At 66.8% G+C, this 22,295-nt stretch carries 25 protein-coding genes, 1 tRNA gene and 1 pseudogene; 9 read left to right on the top strand and 18 right to left on the bottom strand.

Annotated features, from left to right (window positions below; translation table 11 throughout):
* Positions 1–18 precede the first annotated feature (18 nt).
* Positions 19–645 (top strand): DedA family protein, encoded by a 627-nt coding sequence (locus tag CIHUM_RS00845; protein ID WP_034996969.1) that lies wholly within the window; start codon positions 19–21, stop codon positions 643–645.
* A 44-nt stretch (positions 646–689) separates the two neighbouring features.
* On the opposite strand, the gene CIHUM_RS00840 is transcribed toward CIHUM_RS00845, so the two are convergent.
* Positions 690–893, bottom strand: coding sequence for a cold-shock protein (locus CIHUM_RS00840; protein ID WP_034996968.1), 204 nt, complete (start codon positions 891–893; stop codon positions 690–692).
* Between the two features lie 181 nt (positions 894–1,074).
* Here CIHUM_RS00840 and CIHUM_RS00835 point away from each other — a divergent pair, with 181 nt between their 5' ends.
* A complete protein-coding gene (locus CIHUM_RS00835; RefSeq protein WP_034996966.1) occupies positions 1,075–3,420 on the top strand; it encodes a DEAD/DEAH box helicase in 2,346 nt (781 codons plus the stop codon).
* Positions 3,421–3,432: 12 nt separating this feature from the next.
* On the opposite strand, the gene CIHUM_RS00830 is transcribed toward CIHUM_RS00835, so the two are convergent.
* The 7 genes from CIHUM_RS00830 to ssd all read right to left on the bottom strand — a co-directional run bounded on the left by CIHUM_RS00830 (position 3,433) and on the right by ssd (position 7,675).
* Complete coding sequence (locus CIHUM_RS00830; protein WP_273680226.1) at positions 3,433–3,747, bottom strand: Rv3654c family TadE-like protein; 315 nt, start codon at positions 3,745–3,747, stop codon at positions 3,433–3,435.
* On the bottom strand, positions 3,748–4,017 hold the full coding sequence (locus CIHUM_RS00825) for a hypothetical protein (RefSeq protein WP_034996962.1): 270 nt from the start codon (positions 4,015–4,017) through the stop codon (positions 3,748–3,750).
* Positions 4,017–4,175 (bottom strand): DUF4244 domain-containing protein, encoded by a 159-nt coding sequence (locus tag CIHUM_RS00820; protein ID WP_286205689.1) that lies wholly within the window; start codon positions 4,173–4,175, stop codon positions 4,017–4,019. The genes CIHUM_RS00825 and CIHUM_RS00820 overlap by 1 nt, the downstream gene beginning before the upstream one ends.
* Before the next feature lie 76 nt (positions 4,176–4,251).
* Positions 4,252–4,800: a type II secretion system F family protein gene (locus CIHUM_RS00815; RefSeq protein WP_034996959.1), complete on the bottom strand. Its 549-nt coding sequence runs from the start codon at positions 4,798–4,800 to the stop codon at positions 4,252–4,254.
* Positions 4,797–5,540, bottom strand: coding sequence for a type II secretion system F family protein (locus tag CIHUM_RS00810; protein ID WP_034996958.1), 744 nt, complete (start codon positions 5,538–5,540; stop codon positions 4,797–4,799). The genes CIHUM_RS00815 and CIHUM_RS00810 overlap by 4 nt, the downstream gene beginning before the upstream one ends.
* Positions 5,537–6,658 carry a TadA family conjugal transfer-associated ATPase gene (locus CIHUM_RS00805; protein WP_034996956.1) on the bottom strand — a complete coding sequence of 374 codons (1,122 nt, stop codon included), beginning with the start codon at positions 6,656–6,658 and terminating at the stop codon, positions 5,537–5,539. The genes CIHUM_RS00810 and CIHUM_RS00805 overlap by 4 nt, the downstream gene beginning before the upstream one ends.
* Positions 6,659–7,675, bottom strand: coding sequence for a septum site-determining protein Ssd (gene ssd, locus CIHUM_RS00800; RefSeq protein ID WP_034996954.1), 1,017 nt, complete (start codon positions 7,673–7,675; stop codon positions 6,659–6,661). It abuts the gene before it with no gap.
* A gap of 179 nt (positions 7,676–7,854) precedes the next feature.
* Here ssd and CIHUM_RS00795 point away from each other — a divergent pair, with 179 nt between their 5' ends.
* Positions 7,855–8,667, top strand: a complete 813-nt coding sequence (locus CIHUM_RS00795; RefSeq protein ID WP_034996953.1) for an HAD family hydrolase — start codon at positions 7,855–7,857, stop codon at positions 8,665–8,667.
* Positions 8,668–8,674: 7 nt separating this feature from the next.
* Here the strand turns inward: CIHUM_RS00795 and CIHUM_RS00790 are convergent, their stop codons facing one another.
* Positions 8,675–9,700: an alpha/beta hydrolase gene (locus tag CIHUM_RS00790; RefSeq protein ID WP_034996951.1), complete on the bottom strand. Its 1,026-nt coding sequence runs from the start codon at positions 9,698–9,700 to the stop codon at positions 8,675–8,677.
* A 119-nt stretch (positions 9,701–9,819) separates the two neighbouring features.
* Between CIHUM_RS00790 and CIHUM_RS00785 the strand changes: the two genes are divergently transcribed.
* The gene (locus CIHUM_RS00785) at positions 9,820–10,377 is read left to right on the top strand and encodes a phage holin family protein (RefSeq protein WP_034996949.1); all 558 of its coding nucleotides are present in this window, start codon (positions 9,820–9,822) and stop codon (positions 10,375–10,377) included.
* On the opposite strand, the gene CIHUM_RS00780 is transcribed toward CIHUM_RS00785, so the two are convergent.
* Genes CIHUM_RS00780 through nth form a run of 4 tightly spaced genes read right to left on the bottom strand, consistent with a single transcriptional unit; the run spans position 10,367 to position 13,567 of the window.
* Positions 10,367–11,554, bottom strand: a complete 1,188-nt coding sequence (locus CIHUM_RS00780; RefSeq protein ID WP_034997774.1) for a MarP family serine protease — start codon at positions 11,552–11,554, stop codon at positions 10,367–10,369. The two genes, CIHUM_RS00785 and CIHUM_RS00780, sit on opposite strands and share 11 nt — an antisense overlap.
* A 10-nt stretch (positions 11,555–11,564) precedes the next feature.
* Entirely contained in the window at positions 11,565–12,263 is a 699-nt protein-coding gene (locus CIHUM_RS00775; protein WP_034996947.1) for an NUDIX hydrolase, read from the bottom strand.
* Positions 12,264–12,797: a TlpA family protein disulfide reductase gene (locus CIHUM_RS00770; RefSeq protein ID WP_034996946.1), complete on the bottom strand. Its 534-nt coding sequence runs from the start codon at positions 12,795–12,797 to the stop codon at positions 12,264–12,266.
* Entirely contained in the window at positions 12,794–13,567 is a 774-nt protein-coding gene (nth, locus tag CIHUM_RS00765; RefSeq protein WP_074431973.1) for an endonuclease III, read from the bottom strand. The genes CIHUM_RS00770 and nth overlap by 4 nt, the downstream gene beginning before the upstream one ends.
* A gap of 264 nt (positions 13,568–13,831) precedes the next feature.
* Between nth and glxR the strand changes: the two genes are divergently transcribed.
* Complete coding sequence (gene glxR / locus CIHUM_RS00760; RefSeq protein ID WP_034996942.1) at positions 13,832–14,515, top strand: CRP-like cAMP-activated global transcriptional regulator GlxR; 684 nt, start codon at positions 13,832–13,834, stop codon at positions 14,513–14,515.
* Between the two features lie 66 nt (positions 14,516–14,581).
* Here the strand turns inward: glxR and CIHUM_RS00755 are convergent, their stop codons facing one another.
* Genes CIHUM_RS00755 through CIHUM_RS00740 form a run of 4 tightly spaced genes read right to left on the bottom strand, consistent with a single transcriptional unit; the run spans position 14,582 to position 16,421 of the window.
* Positions 14,582–15,394, bottom strand: a complete 813-nt coding sequence (locus tag CIHUM_RS00755; protein WP_034996941.1) for an MBL fold metallo-hydrolase — start codon at positions 15,392–15,394, stop codon at positions 14,582–14,584.
* Positions 15,395–15,434: 40 nt separating this feature from the next.
* Positions 15,435–15,890 (bottom strand): RidA family protein, encoded by a 456-nt coding sequence (locus CIHUM_RS00750; RefSeq protein WP_034996939.1) that lies wholly within the window; start codon positions 15,888–15,890, stop codon positions 15,435–15,437.
* On the bottom strand, positions 15,891–16,046 hold the full coding sequence (locus CIHUM_RS00745) for a Sp36 family protein (protein ID WP_187370364.1): 156 nt from the start codon (positions 16,044–16,046) through the stop codon (positions 15,891–15,893). It lies immediately after the preceding gene.
* A 15-nt stretch (positions 16,047–16,061) separates the two neighbouring features.
* Positions 16,062–16,421: a WhiB family transcriptional regulator gene (locus CIHUM_RS00740; RefSeq protein ID WP_034996937.1), complete on the bottom strand. Its 360-nt coding sequence runs from the start codon at positions 16,419–16,421 to the stop codon at positions 16,062–16,064.
* A 180-nt stretch (positions 16,422–16,601) separates the two neighbouring features.
* Here CIHUM_RS00740 and CIHUM_RS00735 point away from each other — a divergent pair, with 180 nt between their 5' ends.
* Positions 16,602–19,046: a penicillin-binding protein gene (locus CIHUM_RS00735; protein ID WP_051106223.1), complete on the top strand. Its 2,445-nt coding sequence runs from the start codon at positions 16,602–16,604 to the stop codon at positions 19,044–19,046.
* Here CIHUM_RS00735 and CIHUM_RS00730 read toward each other — a convergent pair.
* Positions 19,043–19,492 (bottom strand): GatB/YqeY domain-containing protein, encoded by a 450-nt coding sequence (locus tag CIHUM_RS00730; protein ID WP_034996935.1) that lies wholly within the window; start codon positions 19,490–19,492, stop codon positions 19,043–19,045. The genes CIHUM_RS00735 and CIHUM_RS00730 overlap by 4 nt on opposite strands.
* On the opposite strand from CIHUM_RS00730, the gene CIHUM_RS00725 reads away from it, so the two are divergent.
* The 3 genes and pseudogenes from CIHUM_RS00725 to CIHUM_RS00715 all read left to right on the top strand — a co-directional run.
* Positions 19,472–20,413, top strand: coding sequence for a metallophosphoesterase (locus CIHUM_RS00725; protein ID WP_392389853.1), 942 nt, complete (start codon positions 19,472–19,474; stop codon positions 20,411–20,413). The genes CIHUM_RS00730 and CIHUM_RS00725 overlap by 21 nt on opposite strands.
* 84 nt (positions 20,414–20,497) lie before the next feature.
* Positions 20,498–20,574 (top strand) — tRNA-Pro (locus tag CIHUM_RS00720).
* A 77-nt stretch (positions 20,575–20,651) separates the two neighbouring features.
* A pseudogene (locus CIHUM_RS00715) lies at positions 20,652–21,314 on the top strand (IS256 family transposase); the annotation flags it as partial.
* Positions 21,315–22,295: the final 981 nt, after the last annotated feature.

Genomic DNA, 22,295 nt, shown 5'->3' with positions numbered 1-22,295 from the left:
CGGAAAGGATGCGTCTACGTGGTCGATTCCCTCATCGATTTCCTGCATACGCTCATGGCGATGCCGGTGTTTTACCCGCTGGTGACGGTACTTATTGTCGCTGATGCGCTGGCGCCTGTGGTGCCGTCGGAGACGGTGCTGAACTTGGCGGGCGCGTTTTCCGCCTCCCGCGGGGTGCCGAGCGTGTGGGGCGTGATCGTTGCGGCGATCATCGGCGGGATCATCGGCGACAACATCTGCTTCGCGCTCGGCGGAAAGCTCATCAGCCGGGTGGAGGCGCTGGACCCGGAGTCGAAAGCGGGCCAGGCGATCCGCTGGGTGCGCCGGAACATGAACCGCGGCGCGGGCGCGACGATTATCGTCGCGCGTTTCATCCCCTGGGCGCGCTGGGTGGCAACGATTGTGCTGGGGTCGGTGCGCTACAACTGGTTCAAGTTCGTCTTCTTCGACACCATTGGTGTAATTGTGTGGGCGTTTTTGAGCGTCGGCGTCGGCTACCTGGGCGGGCGCATCTTGCAGGACTACCCGCTGTTGGCGATGCTTCTGGGCGTGGTGCTCGGCTCGTCTGTCGGCTACCTGATCCAAAAGGGCCAGAACAAGCTGGCCGAGTGGCGTGATGTGCGCCAAGGCGTGAGTAACGTATAAAAAACGGGGCTTCGAGCGAAGCCCCGTCGATAAGCAATGAGTGCTTAGAGCGCGCGCACCTGCTGTGCCTGCGGCCCCTTGGCGCCCTCGCCGACCTCGAACTCGACCTGCTGGTTTTCTTCCAGGGTGCGGAATCCGGAGCCCTGGATCTCGGAGTAGTGGACGAAGACGTCGGAGGAGCCGTCGTCCGGGGCGATGAAGCCGAAGCCCTTTTCGGCGTTGAACCACTTCACGGTACCGGTTGCCATGGTGAAACCTTTCAAAAATTTGCGTAGAGATGTCGTCCACCAGGGCCTAACGGGTCCTGGTGCCCGCGTGCACAATCCTCGCGAGCACCGCTTACGGGCGCACACAAAACCTGTGACCGCCACCCAGTGTGCCATGAAGTGCGGGCCTTAGCACTGGGAACTGGCATACTTCCCTGTGATTATGGTTTCCCCGTTCGGTGCCGAGCTGCTCGGCGCGCTGAAGCGCCGCCACCCCGCGGCGACGATCACGCATGTCGAGCACGTTCCCGCACGGCACGCCCGGTACAGCGAATGGCCGGGGTGGGTGGAGCCGCGTTTGCAGCAATTGCTTATCGACGAAGGCTTCGCCTCCCCCTACCTCCACCAAGCCCAGTGCGCAGAACACGCCTGGCGCGGAGACGATGTGGTGGTGGAGACGGGGACGTCTTCCGGCAAGTCTTTGGGCTACCAGCTGCCGGTGCTGACCGCGCTGGCGCAGGATCCGACGGCGTGCGCGGTGTATCTGACGCCGACGAAGGCGCTGGGTTCGGACCAGCTGCAGGCCACGCTGCGGATGGTGCAGGCCGCGGGGCTGGAGGGCATCCACCCGGCGCCTTACGACGGCGACACGCCCGCAGAGTCGCGCGCGGGCATTAGGGAGCACACGCGCTACGTGTTCACCAACCCGGACATGCTGCACGCGTCTGTGCTGGGCTCGCACGCGCGGTGGGCGCGGGTGCTGCGGCATTTGAAGTACGTGGTGGTGGACGAGTGCCACACCTACCGGGGTGTTTTCGGCGCGAATGTGGCGCTGGTGCTACGGCGACTGCTGCGCATCGCGGCCGCCTACGGTGCGTCGCCGACGCTGATCTACGCGTCAGCCACCGCGGCGGACCCGGCGGGCCAGGCTCGCCGGTTGAGCGGCCGCGAAGCGGTGGCCGTAACCGACGACGCCGCCCCGGCTGGCGAGCGCACCATCGTGTTGTGGGAGCCCGGCTTCATCGAAGGGGCGGAAGGCGAAGGTGGCGCGCCGGTACGCTACCCCGCCACCACGGAGGCCGCTTCGGTGTCCGCGGAGCTGCTGCTGCAAGGCGCGCGGACGCTGACGTTCGTGCGGTCCCGGCGCGCCGCGGAAACGGTGGCGATGCGCACCCAGGAGCACCTGTCGGCGGCGGGCCGGGCGGATGTGGCCGAGCGCGTCGCACCCTACCGGGCGGGGTATCTGGCGGAGGACCGCCGCGAGCTGGAGCGCCGCTTGGACTCCGGTGAGCTGCTGGGGGTGGCGTCCACGAACGCGCTGGAGCTGGGCATCGACGTCGGCGGGCTGGACGCGGTGGTGATGGCGGGGTTTCCGGGCACGGTGGCGTCGTTTCGGCAACAGGCCGGGCGCGCGGGCCGGCGCGGGCAAAGCTCGGTGGCGGTGCTGGTGGCCCGCGACGAGCCGATGGACACCTACCTGGTCCACCACCCCGACGCGCTGTTGGGCACGCCGGTGGAAAACTCCGTGTTCGACCCCACCAACCCGTTCATTCTGCGCGGGCACGTGTACTGCGCGGCGGTGGAGCGGCCGTTGAGTGAGGCCGACGTGGAGGTGTTCGGCGCGCGCGACGTGGTGGATGACCTGACCGCCGCGGGCCTTTTGCGCCGCCGGCCGGCTGGCTGGTTCGCGGTGCCGCAGCTGGACGGGGAGGTCATGCCGGAGTCGGCGCACGCCTCGGTGTCGTTGCGTGGCGGGGTTGGTGAGCAGGTGATGATCGTGGACGTCACCGACGGTCGCCTGCTCGGCACCGTGGATGCGGCGCGCGCGATGAGCCAGGTGCACGACGGGGCGGTCTACATCCACCAGGGCGAGTACTTCGTGGTCCAAACGCTGGACCTGGACGACTACGTCGCGCTGGTGGCGCCGGAGCGGCCGGACTATTCCACGCAGGCGCGCTCGACCACGGATATCACGATCCTGGGCAAGCCCCACGAGCTGGTCAACCCGTCGCCGGGGCTGTGGGTGGCCAGCGTGGACGTGGAGGTCATCGACCGCGTCACCGGGTATGTGGTGCGGCTTTCAGACGGCACCGTCAGCGAGCACATCCCCCTCGACCTGCCCGAGCAGCGCCTGGTCACCCGGGCGGTGGCGTACACGATCGACCCGCTGGTGCTGGACGAGCTGGGCATCACCGCCGGCGAGATCCCCGGCGCCCTGCACGCCGCCGAGCACGCCGCGATCGGGCTTTTGCCGCTTTTAGCCACGTGCGACCGCTGGGACATCGGCGGCGTGTCCACCGCGCTGCACCCAGACACGATGCTGCCCACCGTCTTTGTCTACGACGGCCACCCCGGCGGCGCGGGCTTCGCCGACGAGGGCTTCGCCCGCTTCCACGAGTGGATCGAGGCGACCTGGGAGACCGTGCGCTCCTGCGGCTGCGAGGACGGCTGCCCGTCGTGCGTGCAGTCGCCGAAGTGCGGCAACGGCAACCAGCCGCTGGACAAGCGCGCCGCGTTAAAGCTGCTCGGCGCGCTTGTGACCATGACGGCGGGCGGGGCACCGCGCTAGGCGGTGCGCACGTTACGGCCCGGCGCGGGCGGCGGCCTCCGCCCGGCGGCGGGTGGCTGCCACCACGACGTCGCCTGCGGTGACCTCGCAGGACACCACGCGCGCGCCGTTGAGCTCCGCGGTGCGATCGGCGCTGGCGCAGGCGTCGGCGCCGCGATACATCGCGGTTGCCCCGGCCACGGCGGCGAGGTCCGCGGCGACACGGGCCCGGTGCGTGTCAGACACGTGCACCCCGAACGCCACCACCGCCAGCGCGAGCGAGACCACGGAGGTGATGATGCCGGTGGCGGTGACGGTGGCGGAGCCGTCGCTAGAAAGCAGACGCATCTAGAACTCCACGGGGAACACGGCCGTGGCGCGCATGGTGCCGATCGGTGCCGGAACCGAGGCCGCCGCGGTGGCCAGGCCCGCGTTTTCGGTGACGGCGACCTCGCCGCGGGGTACTGCGTAGTCCACCCCCAGGGCGTGGGCGCGGGCAGCGGCACCGGCGATGTCCACGGCCGTGATGTAGGCGGCAACGGTGGCGATCGCGCCCACGATCGCGGCGGTGACCACCACGAGAGCCGACAGCGACAGCGCGGTTTCGATGGTGCTCATTAGCCCGGCGTGTTGCTCAGCGCGTCGGTGATGACGCTTTCGATGGCGCCTGTGACAGCGTCGCCGTTGACCACGAGGTACAGCACGCCGGCCAGGGCCGCGGCCGCGAGGCTGCCAAAGGCGTACTCGATGGTCGACATCCCCTGGTCAGAGCGCATTTTTTGGGCGCGAGACGCAGCGTACAGGTATGCAGTGGTGAGTGCAGAATTGAGATGGTGCATGGGAAAACTCCTTCTAGTTGATCAGTGAGGTACCGAGGCTGATCACCGCGGGCGCGAGCCCGAGGACGAAAAACGCCGGCAGGAAAAACGCGGTCAGCGGGATGGCGATGAGCACGCCCGCGCGTTCCGCTTTGGCTTTGGCCCGGTCCCCCGCGCCCGCGCGCAGCTGGGCGGCGATGCGACCGCAGCCTGCGGCCAGCGAGGTTCCGGAGGTGGCGGATAGGGCAACAAGCCCGGCGAGGTCCTCGCCGCCTGGCAGGTGGCGGATCTCGGCCCAGGCGCGCTGGGGCTCTACCCCCAGCGCCGTCAGCGAGGCCACGGTGTGCCACGGGCTGCGTTCGCCGTGGGTGTCGGCAACCGCAGCCGCCGCGGTGGCGGCGGGCAGGCCCGCTGAGACGCATGCCGCGAACAGTTCGATGTCGCTGGCGCAGCGCTCCGGGTCGGCTCCTGTGGGGCCGTCGCGGGGCGCCTTCGGCGTGGTTGCGGTGACGCGGCTGCCGGGCCCGGCTGGTGCCACGCACAGTGCTGCTGCGACAAGCAGTGCAGGAACAAGGCCGATCATGCGCTGGCCCCCTCGATGATGCGGCGCGAGACCGCAACCCCGGCGCACACTAGCGCGGTGCCGACAACCAGCAGCACCCCGCCGAGCCCGCCGCCGGTGAGAAATGCCAGCGGTTTCGCACCCATCGCGGTGCCCATGAACACCCCGGCAATCGGCAGCAGCGCCAGCACCACGGCGGTTGTCTGCGGACCGGCGAGGGCTGCGCGGGTGGCGTCGCGGTGGCGGTTGGCGTGGTCGATGTCGTCGCGAAGTGCGGCGACCAGCTTCGCCAGCGGCACTCCGCGCGAGACCGACAGGGCCCACAGCGTGCCGAGGCGCTCAAGCTCCGGCACGTGGGTCTCCAGCGTCGCGCCGGAGCGGGCAAGCTGCGTTAAACGGGCAGCTTCTTGCTGCAACGGCGACGGCACCTGCTCGGCGGCACGCGCGAGCGCGTCCGGCATGGCTGCACCGGCCTGCAGGTTAGTGGACACCGCCCCGAGGTACGTCGCGGCCGCCTCGCTGCGCCGCCGGGTGGTGCTGTCGTCGCGGCGGGCGCGCAGCACGTGCACCAGTGTCGCGCCGGCCATGGCTGCGGCGACCACCAGGCTGACCCGCCCCAACAGCACTGCGCCAACAGCTGCGAGCACCACAGTGGCCGGGATGAGCCGAGGCGCGGGCCGCAGGGTGCGCTCAACCATCCGGTACACGGGCGATGGCGCGGCGGCGGCGACAGCGCAGGCGAGAAGTACCACGGCGATCATCGGGCCAGCTCCTCGTAGCCGTCCAGTTCGCCGCGCTCGGCGTCCCAGACCACCTTCGCGCGCACCGGCTCGCCCTCGAGCACACCGATCTGCTGGAGGTAGCGGGTGCCGTCGGTGCGCCGTTTGACCACCAATACCACGTCGATGGCGGCGGCGAGCTGGGCGTGCAGCCCGGCGCGGTCCATCCCGCCAAGTGCAGCGAGCGCCTCGAAGCGGGCGGGCACCTCCTCGATGGAGTTGGCGTGCAGGGTGCCGGCGCCGCCGTCGTGGCCGGTGTTGAGCGCGGCGAGCAGGTCCACCACTTCCCCGCCGCGGATCTCGCCGACGACGATGCGGTCCGGGCTCATGCGCAGCGATTGGCGCACCAGGTCCGCGATCGTGATCGCGCCAGCGCCGTCGGCGTTGGCGCCGCGGCTGGTCAGGTTCACCACGTGCGGATGGTCCGGCGTGAGCTCGAGCGTGTCTTCAATCGCCACGATGCGCTCGGCCGGATCCGTCTCCGCGAGCAGGGCGGACAGCAGCGTGGTCTTGCCGGAGCCGGTGCCGCCGACGACCACGAGCGCCTTTCGCTTGGCGACGATCCCACGCACCAGCGCCGCCCTCTCATCGTCGAGAGCGCCGCGCGCCACCAAGTCGTCCAGCGTGGCCGAGGCGGTGCGCAGCACGCGCAGGGAGATGCAGGTGCCCGCCTGGGCGGTCGGTGCGAGCACGGCGTGGAAGCGCAGCAAGGTGCCGTCGTCGCGGGTGACGTGCCCGTCGCAGAACGGTTGCGCGTCGTCCAACCTGCGCCCGCAACTGACGGCCAGGCGGGTGGCCAGGCGGCGCACGGAGGCTTCCGAGTCGAACGTCAGGCTCGTCCGCTCCAGCCCCTGCCCGGTGTCCACGTACACCTCGTCCGGGGCGTTGACGCAGATGTCGGTCACGGCCGGGTCCGCCAGGATGGCTTCTAATGGCCCGGCGCCCGTGGTGTCGTCGCGAAGCTTGCGCATGATGTCTAGCACCCCGATGTCGCTGATCACCACTGCTTCCTCGCGGATGATCGCGGCGATGCGCGCCGGGTCGGGCTGGGCCGGCTCGTCGGCCAGGCGGTGCTTCACGCGGGCGAGCACGTCGTCCATCTAGGCCACCTCCCCCAGCACAGCCTCGGCGGCGCGAGCGAGCGTGCGTGGCAGCTTCGCCGACAGGCCGGACTGGTCCAGCTGCTTGGTCAGCCCGCGGACCTGCTGTACCTGCGCGATCACGGACGCTTTCGCCGTGTCCTCCACCTGCGCCGGCTCCAGCGACGCCCACGAACTCTGGCGCAGCAGCAGCGCGTTGGCCACCCCGGCGGCGTTGCACTCGGCGACGATCCGGGCGGCGGCAGCGGCGGCGCGCAGCTCCGGGCGCAGCACCACCACGGCGAGGTCGCACCGGTCCGGCAGCAGCGCAAGCGGTGTATCCACCGCTGTCAGGCCCTCGGTGCCGGCGGCATGGACCACCGCGTTGAGTTCCTCTGGCGAGAGCCGGAAGGGATCCGCCACGGTTGTGCGCGGAAACGTCAAAAGGGCGGTGTCGTCCTCGGTGGCGGGCAGCGCGCCGCGCATCTCCGCGCGCGAGACCGCCCCGCCGGCGGTGAAATCGATGTCGCCCCAGCGCGCGCCGGGCGTGGCCTCCAGGCCCAGCAGCAGGTCCAGCCCGCCGGAGAACTGGTGGGCGTCGATCAACGTGGCGTCGCCGGCCACGCGGCACAGCACCGCGGAAAACACCGAGGCGCCAGCCCCGCCGCACGCGCCGAGGACGGCGACCACCTTGCCGCGCGCCGTGTGCGCCGCCGGTGCCAGCGCCAGCGCGCCGATGCTGCGCAGCACGTCCGCGGCCTGCGCAGGCAGGGCAAAGACGTCCTCGCGCGTCGCGGCCGGGGCGGTGTCCGCCACCACGGTGAACACGTTCGGTCCCCGTGGTTGGGGGTGTAGGGAGGGGGCCCGGAGGTCGTCGATAAGCAAGGCATGCGCCTTGGGTGCGTGGCGGGCGAGCTGGGTGTCGTCGGCGGCGTCGATGACCTTGCGGCCTGTGGCGGCGGCGATATGGATGGCTTCGGAGTGCAGCGCCGGGTCCGCGACCGCGACGACGATGGGGCCTGTGTTCGTATGTGTCATGGCGGTAGCGTGCAACCGCGACAACCCGGAAACAATGGGCAAAATTTTTTCTGTGGATAACCCGCCCCATTTGCGGACGCTTCAACAATTTCCCTGTGGATAAGTCGCACCACACGTCACACTGGTTTCTCAGCGCATAGCTACGCAGCCGTAGGGATTGGGGTCTACACTGCAGGAGTATGTCTGCTAACACGCCGGTGGCGGCCTTCTTCGACCTGGACAAGACGATCATTGCGACGTCGTCCGCGTTCGCCTTCGGCAAAGAATTCCTGAACAACGGGATGATCACCCGCCAGGAAGCCTGGGAGCTCTACATCACCAAAGCGCAGTACATGCTGGTGGGACAGTCCAGCGAGAGGATGGACTCCACCCGCGACGCGCTGTCGCAGATGGTCGCCGGCTGGGACGTCAAAGACATCCAGCGCATCACCCGCGACACCCTGCGCGAGGTCGTCGCCCCCGCCATTTACGCCGAGGCGCGCCAACTTATCGACGACCACGTCGCCGCCGGCCACCACGTCATCATCATCTCCGCCTCCGCAAAAATCCTGGTGGAGCCGATCGCCGAAGAACTCGGTGTGGACACCGTGGTGGCCACCGAAATGGCTGTTGAAAACGGCAAGCTCACCGGCGAGATCACCCGCTACCTCAAAGGCGACGCGAAGGCCGAGGCGGTGCGCCAGTTCGCCGCCGAGCACGACTTCGACCTGGACAACAGCTACGCGTACTCCGACTCCGCCACCGACATCCCCATGCTGGAGCTGGTGGGCAACCCGGTGGCCGTGAACCCGGACCGGGCGCTGAAGAAGCACGCACTGGCCAACGGCTGGCAGGCCCGCACCTTCAAAAACCCGGAGCCGTTGTTCCAGATGCCGAACGCGCGCGAGGTGGGTATCGGCGCCGGCGTGATCGCGGGCGTGACGGCCCTGGCGGTTGCCGGCGTCCTCATCGCCCGCGCAATGGGCGGCAGCGACGGCGAGCGCTCGGCCTAAGCCACCCCTACTGTCCGTGCCACTTGGCCAGGCGCTCGCGCAGCACCTGCCAAGACTCGTCGTGGGCGCGACGGTTGGCCTCCTGCGTGCCGCCGAACATGATCTGCCAGCCGTTCTGCTGCGCGTCCGAGTCCTCGAAGAAGATGTGGCCCGCGTCCTCAAAAACGTGCGCCTCGGCGCGCGGGGACTGCTCCGCTAGCGCACGCGCAGCGACGTCGGACTGCCACATCTGGTCGTCACCCGCGCCGAAGAATACGGCGTTGCCGTCGAAGCCGCCGAGATCAATCCGGGCATCGTCACCCGCCGATCCTGCCGCCCCCTCGTAAGTTGGCCGGTAGGACGCGGGGTATGCCGCAATCATCCGCCCGAACATCTTCAGCCCGGTGAGCACGCCGGACTGCCAGGAGGAGGCGAACGGCACTGCCTCGCCGCGCAGGGTGAACGACGGCAGGTCCTGGCCCGAGGAGAAATCCAGTCCGCTGTAGGAGAAGTGCGCGGGCACGAACCCGACAAGGTTATCCACCGCGAACCCGTTGGCGGCCAGCAGCGCTGCAAATTCCGCACCCTTGGAGGTACCCATGACCGTCACCGGCGATGGATCCGCGACATGCTCGCGGATGTAATCAGTGACCTCGTCGAACTGCTCCAGGGGCACCTCGGCCAGCGTCGGGCGCTGGTTGTCCTGGCCGAAGAAGTACAGGCTGAGCACCTCGTAGCCGTCCTGGGCCAGCGTTTCGGCCCGGGCGTAGTCCGGCGAGCCCTCGGACCCGCCGTAGACCACCACCACGCCGCGGCGCGCCTCCGCGCCCTCGGCGGGCAGGAAGTGGAAGCCGTTGAGGTACTCGCCGGAGATCTTGCGCACCCGATCGCTTTCCGGGTACTCCTCCCCGCTTGCTCCGCCCGAGGCTTCCATCTGCGCGATCGGGTACTTGTTCGCGTTGTACGCGCGCAGGCCAGCGACCACCAGCCCCAGCGCCACAACCACGGCAACGCACCACGCCACCGCCTTGCCAATTCGTTTCAGCGTCCTCATGCTTTACTTTTCTACCCCGATTCGGGCAAATACCTCCATACATCGCTAACATCGTGTGAAGAATTTCCAGGCACCTTCCCGGGTGCCGTATAAATGCCACCCAGGAAGGTGAACTACAAGTGAGCAACGAAGGCCTTTACACCAGCGGCTCCACCGCCGTGAACGCCAAGGTGGACTCCATCCCGCTGCGCGACACCTACGCCACCCAGCCGGGCAACGACTCCATCGGCGCCCTGATCTCCAACGCGTCCCAGCAGGTCTCCACCCTGGTCCGCGGCGAGATCGAGCTGGCCAAGGCCGAGGTTGTCGGCGAGGTGAAGAAGGGCGCGATGGGCGGCGGCCTGTTCGCCGCGGCCGGCGTGATCGCGCTGTACTCCACCTTCTTCCTCTTCTTCGCCATCGCGGAGATGCTCGCGTCCTGGATGCACCGCGGCTGGGCGTTCCTGATCGTTTTCCTGGCCATGCTGGCGCTGGCGGGCCTGCTCGCTTTCATCGGCTTCAAGAAGGTCAAGAAGATCAAGGCGCCGGAGAAGACCATCGAGTCTGTCAACGAGCTGAAGAACCTCAAGCCGGGCCAGGCACAGAAGAACCTGGCAAAGGACGAGGCTGGTCTTTACACCTCCACCGGCACCGGCTCCTCTTTGCCGCGCACTGGCTCCACCGCCGTTAACCGCTAACGCACGCTTGCGTATCCGCGGGGCGCGTTAAGCTCCGCACATCCCCTACGCGCTGCTGCACTTGGTGTGCAGTCAGCGCGTATCCCGTTTCTGAGGTGTCCAGCGACGCCCCGAAGATCATGCCCGCGACCTCACCGTCCGGAGTGAGCAGCGGCCCGCCGGAGTTGCCCTGGCGGATGTTGCCGCGGATGGTGTACGCCTCGCGCTCCACGCGCCCGGTGGTGTAGATGTCCGGGCCTGCGATGTCCAGCTTGCCGCGGATGCGCACCGGCGCCGCCTCAAACGGGCCGGAGCGGGGGTGGCCCATCACCACGGCGTCATCGCCCACTGCTAGCTCGTCGTCCGCCCACTGCAGCTCCGGAAGACCCAGCGCCTCGGCGCGCAGCACCGCAATGTCGGTGTCGGGGTCGAACAGCACCACCTGCGCGGGCTTGACTCCCACCACGGTGTCCAGTGCCACCCGCTCGGTGCCGGCCACCACGTGCGCGTTGGTGAGCACGTAGCCGTCCTCGATGACAAAACCGGTGCCCATGAGGCGCCGCCGGCAGGTTTCCGCATCACCCATCACGTGCACCACGCTTGGGCGCAGCTTCTCCACGACCCCCGGGGCCACCACGGACTCATCCGGCGCCGCCACCTGCGCCCCGCCCGGCGATTGGAAGGGCGAGACCAAAGGCGGTAGCCCGGATTCGTCGAGAAGCGCGGCGAACCTCGCCGGCAGCTTCGAGGCCGCCTCGGGGGCGGCGGCGTCGATGGTGCCGAAGACGCGGGAGGAGCGGATGCCGTCGCCGATCTCGCCCGGCACCGAGGCAGCCAACGGGATGGAGATGAACCACAGCACCGCCGCCACCGCCACCGACTGGAACGTCGCGCCGAGCGCGGAATCCAGCGTGCGGCGACCCTTCGAACGCACGCGCCCGCGCAGGTTCCCGCCGACGGTGACGCCGACCAGGTTTCCCAGCCCCACAAACAGCACGACCAGGGCGATGAGCAGGACGATGCGCACCGTCTGGGATTCCGACAGGTCCAGCGTGAACGGCGCCAACGCAAGACCGATGACCAGGCCCGCCACAACGCCAACAGCAGAAAGCACCGCGGACAGCGCCCCCTGACGCCAGCCGCTGATAAAGGCGGCGACGACGGCGAGCGCGAGCAGGACGTCGATAACCAGGTGCATTTCGGTGATGTTACCGCTCACGGTTGGCAGAGCGCGCCAGCGCAGCCCGCAAGTCGCCGGGCTTTTCGTCCCAGGGCCGCACCCAGCCGCCCAGCTTCAGCACCACGGCGAGCAGCACCCCGGTAAAGCCCCACACCAGAAACTCGCCCGCCCAAAACGCGGGCCCCGACCACTCCTTGATGCCCAGCATCGCCCGGTTTCGCGGATCCACTAGCTCGCGAACCGGCACGAAAAACACCGCGTCGGTCTCCTCCTCGCTGGCCGGGTAGACCTCGCCCGGCTCCGGGGTGAACGCCACCACGGGGCGCACACGGCGGTTGCTGCCGCCGGTGGTGGCCGCGTCGAGCATGGCCAGCGGGATCACCCGGTCCGGGTCCAGGCCGGTTTCCTCCCACGCTTCACGCAGCGCGGCGCCAACCGGCCCGCCGTCCGCGGCGTCGATGTGGCCGCCAGGAAACGCCATCTGCCCGGAGTGGCTGCGCATGCGCGGGGTACGGTGGGTAATCAGCACCCGCGCGTCTTCCGGCAGCTCGGTGGCGCGCGGGTCGCCGGCGAACAGGATCAGCACCGCGGCTTGATCTGCGCCGTCTTTTTGCGGCACGCGCGGCGACAGGAGCCTGCGCGGGATCTCTGCCCCGCCATCCGCGATGGCCTCAAGTAGCGGCACGAGCCACCTGGGCGCGCGGTCCGGGCGCAGCGGCACGTCCACTTACACGGCCCCCTCGACCGCCTCGGCGAGCTCTTCGGCCGAGGTGAACTCCTTGGCAAACACCGCCACCTGCTCGTTGCCGCGCAGCACCACCGTCACCGGCACCACTGGCGGCAGCCCCTGCGTCGCGGCGAAGGCGCCTGAGTCGTCCTGGTAGCTGGGCAGGCTCACGCCGAGATCCTCCAGCAGCGCCGCGCCGTTGCCGGCGTTTCGGTCCGCGTGCACGCCCACCACGGTGTACTCCGGGTGCGTCCGCGCGAACTCCTCTACCGCCGGCAGCTCCGCGCGGCACGGGTCGCACCACCAGGCCCATACGTTGACCACGGTGATCTCCTTGGCTTCGCCGGCCACGTCCCCGCCCAGGCACGGCAGGTCCAGCCCAGCCGGGCAGTCGGGCCGTTGAGGCACTTGCTTGTCGACGGCCACAGGTTCCCCCGGAGGTTGATCGTCCATAAGCAAACTGCGCACCCCGAACACGAGCAGCACCGTGGCCGCCGCGATGACCGCAACACTCACCCAGATCGCGCGCTTCATACAAGCCCCAAAATATGCTCGCGCTCCGGGCCCGTGACCAGCCCCGCGGCCGCCTCGGGGTCCACCGGGCCGGCGCCGAAGCTAGGGCAGTCGAACGCGATCGGGCACACGCCGCACGCCGGTTTGCGGGCGTGACAGATGCGGCGGCCGTGGAAGATGATGCGGTGGGAGAACATGGTCCACTCGCGGCGCTGGATGAGCTCGGCGATGGCATGCTCGATCTTCACCGGATCCGTCTCATCCGTGAGCATGAGGCGGCCCACCAGCCGTTGGAAGTGTGTGTCCACCGTCAACCCCGGGATGCCGAACGCGTTGCCGCGCACCACGTGCGCCGTCTTGCGGCCCACCCCCGGAAGCGACACGAGATCCTCCAGCTTGGTGGGCACTTCCCCGCCGAAATCGGTGACAAGCTTCTGTCCCAGGCCGATCAGATTTTTGGCCTTCGAGCGGTAAAAACCGGTGGAGCGGATCAGCTCCTCCATCTCCGCCTGATCCGCTTCCGCATACGCTTCGGCGGTGGGGTACTTGGCAAACAACGCCGGGGTGACCATGTTGACGCGCACGTCCGTGGTCTGCGCCGAGAGCACCGTTGCCACCAGCAGCTCCAGCGGGTTGGAAAAGTCCAGCTCAGCGTGCGCATTTGGGAACGTTTCCGCCAGCGTGCGGTTGATGCGGCGGGCCCTCCTGGTGCGCCCTAAATCCGTCTCCGCCCCCTTCGCCGCCGGGTGCGCCCCGGCACGGCGGTGCTTCTTCGGAGAGGTGGAGGACATGACGGACATGCTAGTTACCCGTGGCGTAAAATGACACCTATGAATGTGATCCTCGTGCTGCTGGTCCCGCTTGTGCTCGGGGCGTTCCCACTGGCGATGGAGCGGCTCGAGGCGCGCGTAGTGGATTAACACCAACTTGGCCAACCACCTGACCAAGACTGCAAATGGGTGGTAAAGTGCGAAACGCACTGTGACGGCTGCTAAAAAGTTACGCGAAAGTGACTGTAACCACTACCCCTGGCCGTCCCGCAATGAGGAGGATTCATGGAAGGTGTACAGGACACACTCGCCCGCGCCGGCATTTTCCAGGGCGTGGACCCGGAAGCCGTAGCCGCGCTGATCAACGAGATGGACACGGTGACCTTCCCCAAGGGCACCACCATCTTCGACGAAGGCGAGCCCGGCGACCGTCTCTACATCATCGTGGACGGCAAAATTAAGCTCGCCCGCCACGCCCCAGACGGCCGTGAGAACCTGCTGTCCGTGATGGGCCCGTCCGACATGTTCGGCGAGCTGTCCATCTTCGACCCGGGCCCGCGCACCTCCTCCGCCGTGTGCGTCACCGAAGTCACCTGCGCCACCATGGACTCCACCATGCTGCGCACCTGGATTGACACCCACCCGGAAATTTCCCAGCAGCTGCTGCGCGTGCTGGCCCGCCGCCTGCGCCGCACTAACGCCTCGCTGGCGGACCTCATCTTCACCGACGTGCCCGGCCGCGTGGCCAAGACGCTGCTGCAGCTGGCCAACCGTTTCGGCACTCACGAAGGCGGGGCGCTGCGCGTCAACCACGACCTGACGCAGGAAGAAATCGCCCAGCTCGTCGGCGCGTCCCGCGAGACGGTGAATAAGGCGCTGGCCACCTTCGCCCACCGCGGCTGGATCCGCCTGGAGGGCAAGAGCGTGCTCATCGTCGACACCGAGCACCTGGCCCGCCGCGCCCGTTAGCACGAAGCGACAAAGCTCCGGCTTTTCCATTTAAGGGAGAGGCCGGAGCTTTTACGACGGGCGCCCCTAGGGCGCGGCCTTCAAGTAGCGCAGGGCCACGCGGGTGGACTGCTCAGCGGCGCCGCGCAGCACCGGGTCGACGTCGTCGTAGATCGCGTCGACCAGCGTGTTGATGTCGGCGTTTTCGCCGTGGGTCTTCAGCGCCTCGCGGATCTGCTCCAGGCGCTGGTTGCGGCGGTCGATGTACTTGCGGGCATAGGCCGACAGGTCCGCACCCTCGGGGCCGTGGCCCGGCAACAGCGGGATGTCCTTGCCCTGCTCTTCCAGAAGCTCCAGGGAATCCAGGTACTTGCCCAGGTCGCCGTCGGTCTCCGAAATCATGGTGGTGTGGCGGCCGGCGATGGTGTCGCCGGTGATGATGCCCTCCAGCTCGGTGGAGTCCGGGCCGCCCGGGTAGACGTAGAAGCACACGGAATCGCTGGTGTGGCCCGGGGTGGCCACGACCTTCAGGCGTGGGGTGATGCCGTCGACGGCGACCACTTCGCCGTCGACAAGCGGATCAGCCCCCGAGCTGTACTGCGGGTCCAACGAGCGAACCGGTGCACCAGTGAGCTGACGGAAACGCTCCGCGCCATCAGCGTGATCGTGGTGGCGGTGCGTCAGCAAAATTAGCGCCACCTCCCCCGCTTTGGCGTGGAGGACGTTGAGGTGGCCCTCGTCCTCCGGGCCCGGATCAACGACGATGCTTCGCTGATCCCCCTCACCCCTGATCACCCAGGAGTTGGTCCCCTCGAGCGCCGCGTAGCTGGGGTTCGGCGCCAGGACCACCGCGGCGTTGGCGGTCACAGGGCGCAGTTGGCTGTAAGCGGGATGTTGCATGTGCCCCAGCGTACCCGCTTAGCAGCCGTTTATTGGAGTTCTAGCTCTTCAGCTCGACGACGAGCTCGACCTCGACCGGCGTGTCCATCGGCAGCGCCGCCACGCCCACTGCGGACCGGGCGTGCGCGCCGGCCTCGCCGAAGACCTCCTGCAAAAGCTCGGAGGCGCCGTTGATCACGGCAGGCTGGCCGGTAAACGCCGGGTCAGAGGCGACAAAGCCGACGATCTTGAGCACACGCGCGACGTTGTCGATGCCCACGAGGTCATCCACCGCGGCGATAGCGTTGAGCGCGGCCTGGCGGGCGTAGCCGTAGGCGGCCTCCTCGGTGACTTCCGCGCCGACCTTGCCGGTGGCGGGCAGCTTGCCGTCGGTAAACGGCAGCTGGCCGGACGTCCACACCTGGTTGCCGGCCTGGACAGCGGGCACGTACGCCGCCACAGGCGCGGCGACGGCGGGCAGCTCGATGCCCAGTTCCTTCAGACGGTCAGTCCACATTTACTCGACCTCCCGCTTCATGTAAGCGACAACGTTGTCCTGGGTTGGGCCCGGAACGACGGAGACGAGCTCCCAGCCGCCCTCGCCCCAGGTGTCCAGAATTTGCTTGGTGGCGTGCGTGAGCAACGGAACCGTTGCGTACTCCCATTTCGTCATGGCGCCCAAGACTACCTACAGGCCGACAACTTCGCCGCCGGCGGACAGGTGCTCCGCCCAGTCGGTCACGTGCGGGTTCTTCCGCAGCACCGCGCGGCGCTGACGCTCCGTCAGCCCGCCCCAGACACCGAACTCGACCTTGTTGTCCAGCGCGTCCGCTCGGCACTCGGTGAGTACCGGGCACGCGCGGCAGATCGCGGCCGCCTTACGCTGCTCCGCGCCGCGCACGAACAAGGCGTCCGGGTCCTTGCCGCGGCACTGTGCGTGAGTTACCCAATCCCCCCGGTCAAAAACGAGATGTCCGGATGCGTCGCACTTGCGGGACGTGGTCCGTTGTGCGTTTCGCTGCGTCCTGTTACCCAAAGCCGTGCTCATAGCCGTGCTCCTTTTCTCGTTCGCCTGCGCCGCCTCCTGGGCGCAGTTTTATACATCTGACCGCATATCTCCGGTCCCATGTAAATGTAATCACATAAAAAAGTTTGCTGTCGAATGGATCACATTTTCGGGGGGGCTTTTATATTCCCACGCACATGCCCAGTCATTTAAGGTATTGGCGTGTCCGCACTGAAATCCCTAGGAAGCCTGCTGGCCGCGCTCGTTGCTGCGGCGCTGGCTATTGCCCTGTGCCTCGCTCCTGTCGCAGGCCTGGGCGGCGCCGCCGTCGCCCGCACCGACGAGACGATGCAGTCCAATCTCTCCGACCTCACGCACGGCGAAGTCCCCGGCGTCACCACGATTAACGACGCCACCGGCGCCCCCATGGCCTGGATTTTCAAGCAACGCCGCTACGAGGTGGCCAGCGACGGGATCTCCCAGCACGTCAAAGACGCCCTGGTGGCAACGGAGGACCGCCGCTTCTACCAGCACGAAGGCGTGGACATGCAAGGTTTCGCCCGCGCGATGGTGACCAACGTGCTCGCCGGTGGTGTGGAGCAGGGCGCGTCCACGATCAACCAGCAGTACGTGAAGAACTACCTCTGGCTCATCGACGCGGAAAACGAGGAAGAGGCCAACGCCGCCACCGAGCAGTCCATCCCGCGCAAGCTGCGCGAGATGCGCATGGCCTCCGACCTGGACAAGACGCTGGAAAAGGACGAGGTGCTGACCAGGTACCTCAATCTCGTCTCCTTTGGCAATCACGCCTTCGGCATCGAGGCGGCGGCGCTAACGTACTTCGACGTCCCCGCCCGCGACCTTAAGCCGGAACAGGCGGCACTCCTGGTGGGCATCCTGCAGTCCGTGGAAGCGCTCAATCCGTACACCAACCCGGAGGGAGCCACCCAGCGCCGCAACGTGGTTTTGAACAACATGGCAGCCCAGGGCTACATGGACCAGGCGGAAGCGGACCGCCTGGCCGGCACCCCACTGGGCATCTTGGAGCGACCGAAGACGCTGCCACAGGGCTGCATCGCCGCCGGCGACAAGGGGTTCATGTGCGACTACGCCCTGCGCTACCTGGAGGACAAGGGGCTGGACACGGAGACCATCCTCAACGGCTCTTACACCATCACCACCACCTTGGATCCGGCGGTGCAGCAGGTGGCCAACAACGCGGTCCGCAACAATGTCAGCCCCTATGCCCCGGGTGTGGCCGAGGTGATGAACATCGTCCGCCCCGGCGCTGATTCCCGCGACATTTTGGCCATGGCGTCCTCGCGGTTCTACGGCCTGGACCTGGACCAGAGCCAGACGATCCTGCCGCAGCCGGTGTCGCTGGTAGGTGCCGGCGCAGGTTCAGTGTTCAAGATCTTCACCGCCGCCGCGGCACTGGAGCAGGGCTACGGTTTGAACACGATGCTGGAAACGCCGGTGCGCGCGGTGCTTTACGGCATGGGCGGCGGCGGCGCAGCCAACTGCCCGCCGGGTGCCTACTGCGTGGAAAACGCCGGCACTTACGCCCCGCGTATGACGCTGCAGGATGCGCTGGCGCAGTCGCCGAACACCACGTTTGTGGAGCTGATCCAGAAAACCGGTGTGACGCCGGTGGTTGACTTGGCGGTGCGCCTGGGCTTGCGCTCGTACGCGGACGAGAACTCGTTCGGCGACGGCCGCTCCATCGCCCAGGCGGCGAAGGAGGACAACATGGGTGCCTTCACCTTGGGTCCGCTGGCGGTCAACGCGCTGGAGCTGTCCAACGTGGGCGCCACCTTGGCCTCGGGTGGGCGTTGGTGCGAGCCGAACCCGATCAAGGAAGTGCTGGATCAGCACGGCAAGCAAGTCTTTATCGACCGTCCCGCCTGCGAACAGGCAGTATCCCCGGAGGTCGCCGGCGCCTTGTCGCACGGCATGTCGAAGGACATTATCGACGGCACCGCGTCCGCTTCTGCCCGCAACAACGGCTGGTCAGCCCAAACGGCCGCGAAGACGGGCACGACGGAGTCCCACCACTCCACCGCGTTTTTGGGATTCACCCGCGGCATGGCGGCGGCGCCGTACATCTACAACGACGGCGTGCAGTCCACCCCGCTTTGCACCCAGCCGGTGCGCCAGTGCCAGTACGGCACCCTGTTCGGCGGCAACGAGGCCGCAGACACTTGGTTCCAGGCTGCGGCCGGGGTGCCGGGTGCCGCGGCTGGTGGTTTGCCGCCTGCGAGCCCGGCGCACGTGCGCGGCACCAAGCGCGGGGCGCTGGACGCGGTGGTCGGCCAGTACTCCTCCGCCGCGAAGTCCCAGCTTGAGGCGCAGGGCTACGTGGTCACGCTGAACACGGTTTACGGCGCCGGCGCGCCGGCTGGCACGGTGGTCTCTGCGGTTCAGGACGGCGCGAATACCACGGTGACTCTCAACATCTCTGACGGCGCCGGCGCTACCAGCGCTAGTCCCACCGCGCCGCCGACCACCTCGCCGGCGCCCACGTCGCCGACCGCGCCGCCTTCGCCAAGCCCCGCTCCCCCGCCGGGCATCGAGGGGCTCGAGCAATCGCTCAACGACGCCCGCGATGCCATCGCCGACGCTTTTGGCGTCGGCAACGACGCCGGCAACGACGCAGCCCCGAACTAGCTCAGGCGGGCCTTGACGGCCTCGGACAGGCGCTTGCCGTCGGCGCGGCCTGCAGCCTTCGCCGTGGCGGCCTTCATGACCTGCCCCATTTGGGCCATGGATTCGGCACCGGTTTCGGCGATAGCTTCGTCGATAAGCTTGGCAAGCTCCTGGTCATCCAGCTGCTTCGGCTGGTACGCCTCGAGGATGCCCGCCTCCGCGAGCTCGGCGTCCGCGAGGTCGTCGCGGCCGTTGGTTTTATAAATGTCCGCGGACTCGCGGCGCTTCTTGATCTCACGGGCGATGATCTTCTGAATCTCCCCGTCATCCACCTCGTGCTTGGAGCCCACGGTCTCGGCGGTCTGGATCGCGGCCAGCAGCATGCGGATGGTGCCGGTGCGCTCCTTTTCCTTCGCCTTCATGGCTTCCTTGAGGTCTGCGCGGATCTGGTCTTTCAGTGCACTCATGCATGCGAGATTACAGTGGTGCGGGTGAAGAAGTTGACGGGAATCGGAGCACTTTGCCTATCGACGGGCGCCGCCGCGCTGACGTGGGGGTACACCCAACGCAACAATTTCCAGCTGCGTGAATACACCTTGCCCCTGCTCGCACCGGGTGTGTTGGACGGGCGGGATGCTTTCAAGGTGCTGCACGTGTCCGACCTGCACATGATCCCGGGACAGAGGCAGAAGGTGGAGTTCGTCTCCAGCCTGGACGCGCTCGAGCCGGACCTGGTGATCAACACCGGCGACAATCTGTCGGATGTCGGCGGCGTGCCGTGGGTGCTCGACGCCCTGGGCCCGCTGCTGAACCGCCCGGGCGCGTTCGTGTTCGGCACCAACGACTACTGGGCGCCACGGCCGGTCAACCCGCTGAAGTACCTGACCGGGGCGAAGCGCGAGCCGTCATATGAGGACCTGCCCTGGGAGGGCATGCGCGCCGCGTTTGTGGAGCGCGGCTGGCAAGACGCCACCCACGCCCGGCTGGAATTCAAGGCGTCCGGGGTGCGCCTGGCGCTGGCGGGCGTGGACGACCCCCACCACGAGCTGGACCGCTACTCCGAGGTGGCAGGCGCGCCTAACAGGGACGCGGATCTGTCCATTGGCCTGCTCCACGCGCCGTACCGGAGGGTGCTGGATTCATTTGAAACCGACGGCTACCAGCTTGCCCTGTCCGGCCACACCCATGGCGGGCAGATCTGCCTCCCCGGTCAGCGCGCGATTGTAACCAACGCCGACATCGACCGCGAGCGCGCATCCGGCCTGCACAAGTACGGCGAGATGTGGATGGAGGTCTCCAACGGCCTGGGCCAGTCCAAGTACGCGCCGGTGCGGCTGTTCTGTCCGCCGTCCGCGAGCCTGATCCGCGTGGTGGAGCGAGGAGAATAGGCCGACCTACCTGGTGTTTTGGCCGAATCGCCACCCGGGGGTAATGTGTTGCCAGTACCGCGGGCGAGAGCCTGCAGATACAACCGGGATATGGCGCAGCTTGGTAGCGCGCTTCGTTCGGGACGAAGAGGTCGCAGGTTCAAATCCTGTTATCCCGACCATCTCAACGGGTCGATGACCTGCATTTACTTCAAATGCAGTGATTCGGCCCGTTTCTTTTGTGCTTTGTTTGTCACCTGGCTACCGGGAGTTGTTGGACATGCAGGTCGCCACGGCTGAGTCCACTGCCTTTTGGACTGGGTTCTTCCGCGACTGAATCGCCCGTGGCCTGACCGGGTTTTCCTCGTCACCAGTGATGCACATCTTGGTATCCAAGCAGCCGTTGGTCACTGCTTACCGCAGGTGAGTTGGCAACGGTGCCGGACCCAATCCGCGAAGAACCTCTACTCGCAGGTGCCGAAAACACAATGGCCGACGCTATCGGCAATGTTTCACACTCTCTTCCAGCAGCCCGACGCTGACAGCGTCTGTGCTCAGGCCCGTGAGGTTGTAGAGTTCTGCGGGCAAAAATTTCCTCATGTGGCCGACTACCTGGAGGAATCACCCGATGCGCTGTTAGCTTTTTACTACTGCACCGAAACCGGTATGAACCAAGATCTGGTCTAATAACCCCACCGAACGGCTCAACCGAGAAATCCGACGTCGCACCGACGTCGTCGGGATCTTCCCAAACTGTGAAGCCGTCATCCGGCTGGTCAGGGCCATCCTGGTGGAACAACACGATGAGTGGATCCAGCAAAAACGCTACATGTCGCTGACCAGCCTGACCCAGACCAAGGAAATCATCGCTGCCAACCTCGTCGACGACACTCCCACCGACAGCAAAAAGATCGCCGCCTAATGCTAACCCACCCCCGCCCCCGAGACGGCCCCAAGCACCCGCCCCCGAAACTAACCACATACCCGAAAGCCAAATACACCACTTCCCAGGACTTGACCGAACACCTTCTCCCACTGCGGTCTTTGGGAGCTCCCCGAGGACTACGTTCTTTGTTCCAGACCTTGCGTGCCTCCGTCCCAATCGCGGGTACGTTGCTGGTTCCACAAGGGGAGCGTATTTGTTCCGTAATTGTTACGGTACCTTTGCCAGGGCATTGGAAGAGTGGAGGTGCAAATTTTGGCTAGCTCTTGGTTTCCAATTTTGATAACTCTCAGCGCCTCAGTGGTCATGGCTACTGCAAGCTATTCCGCATGCAGACGCCGTCCCAATCATCCGCTGGTTAGTGATCGCTCGATTTGGGGAGCGGTTTTATTCGCTATTTCTTTCGTCAGTTACCTAGCTTCGGCGACGTTGCTGTTACTTTATGGAATTAACGATAGCGCTATAGTTGCCGCTACAGCAGGGCTCTTTATTTGTGCTTTCGCTTACGCTGCAACGAAGCCGAAACATGACCAAGATTATCTGTAGGCATGGATCAACCTAAGAAGGTGAAAGCGTTCTGGATGACTGAGTAACTTCTTGCTCGATGTCAACGTGCATGCTGCGACGAGCTCATCGCGGGGCACTTAACTGACCGACCGGATGCTCACAAGGTCCAACGTGGACTGATTTCTTCGCTTCTTTCGTGCCCGTCTCATGGCACATTCTTGTCACCCGTTTGTCACCCAGGGTGACGATACGAGACAAACGAGACACGCAAGAGAGCCCCGAACAAACGTGAACTACGAGGTAGACGACACACTCCGGCAGTTCCACTTCGTTCGGGACGAAGAGGTCGCAGGTTCAAATCCTGTTATCCCGACCAACACAAACCCGCCTTTCAAGGCGGGTTTTTCGCATTTGGGGGCGTCGGGGTGCATGCTCACCCTCCGCGTTAACGCT

Origin of the sequence: Corynebacterium ihumii, from assembly GCF_028609825.1 — a bacterium.
GTDB classification, from domain to species: Bacteria; Actinomycetota; Actinomycetes; order Mycobacteriales; family Mycobacteriaceae; genus Corynebacterium; species Corynebacterium afermentans.
This window is presented reverse-complemented; position numbering and strand designations above follow the sequence as displayed.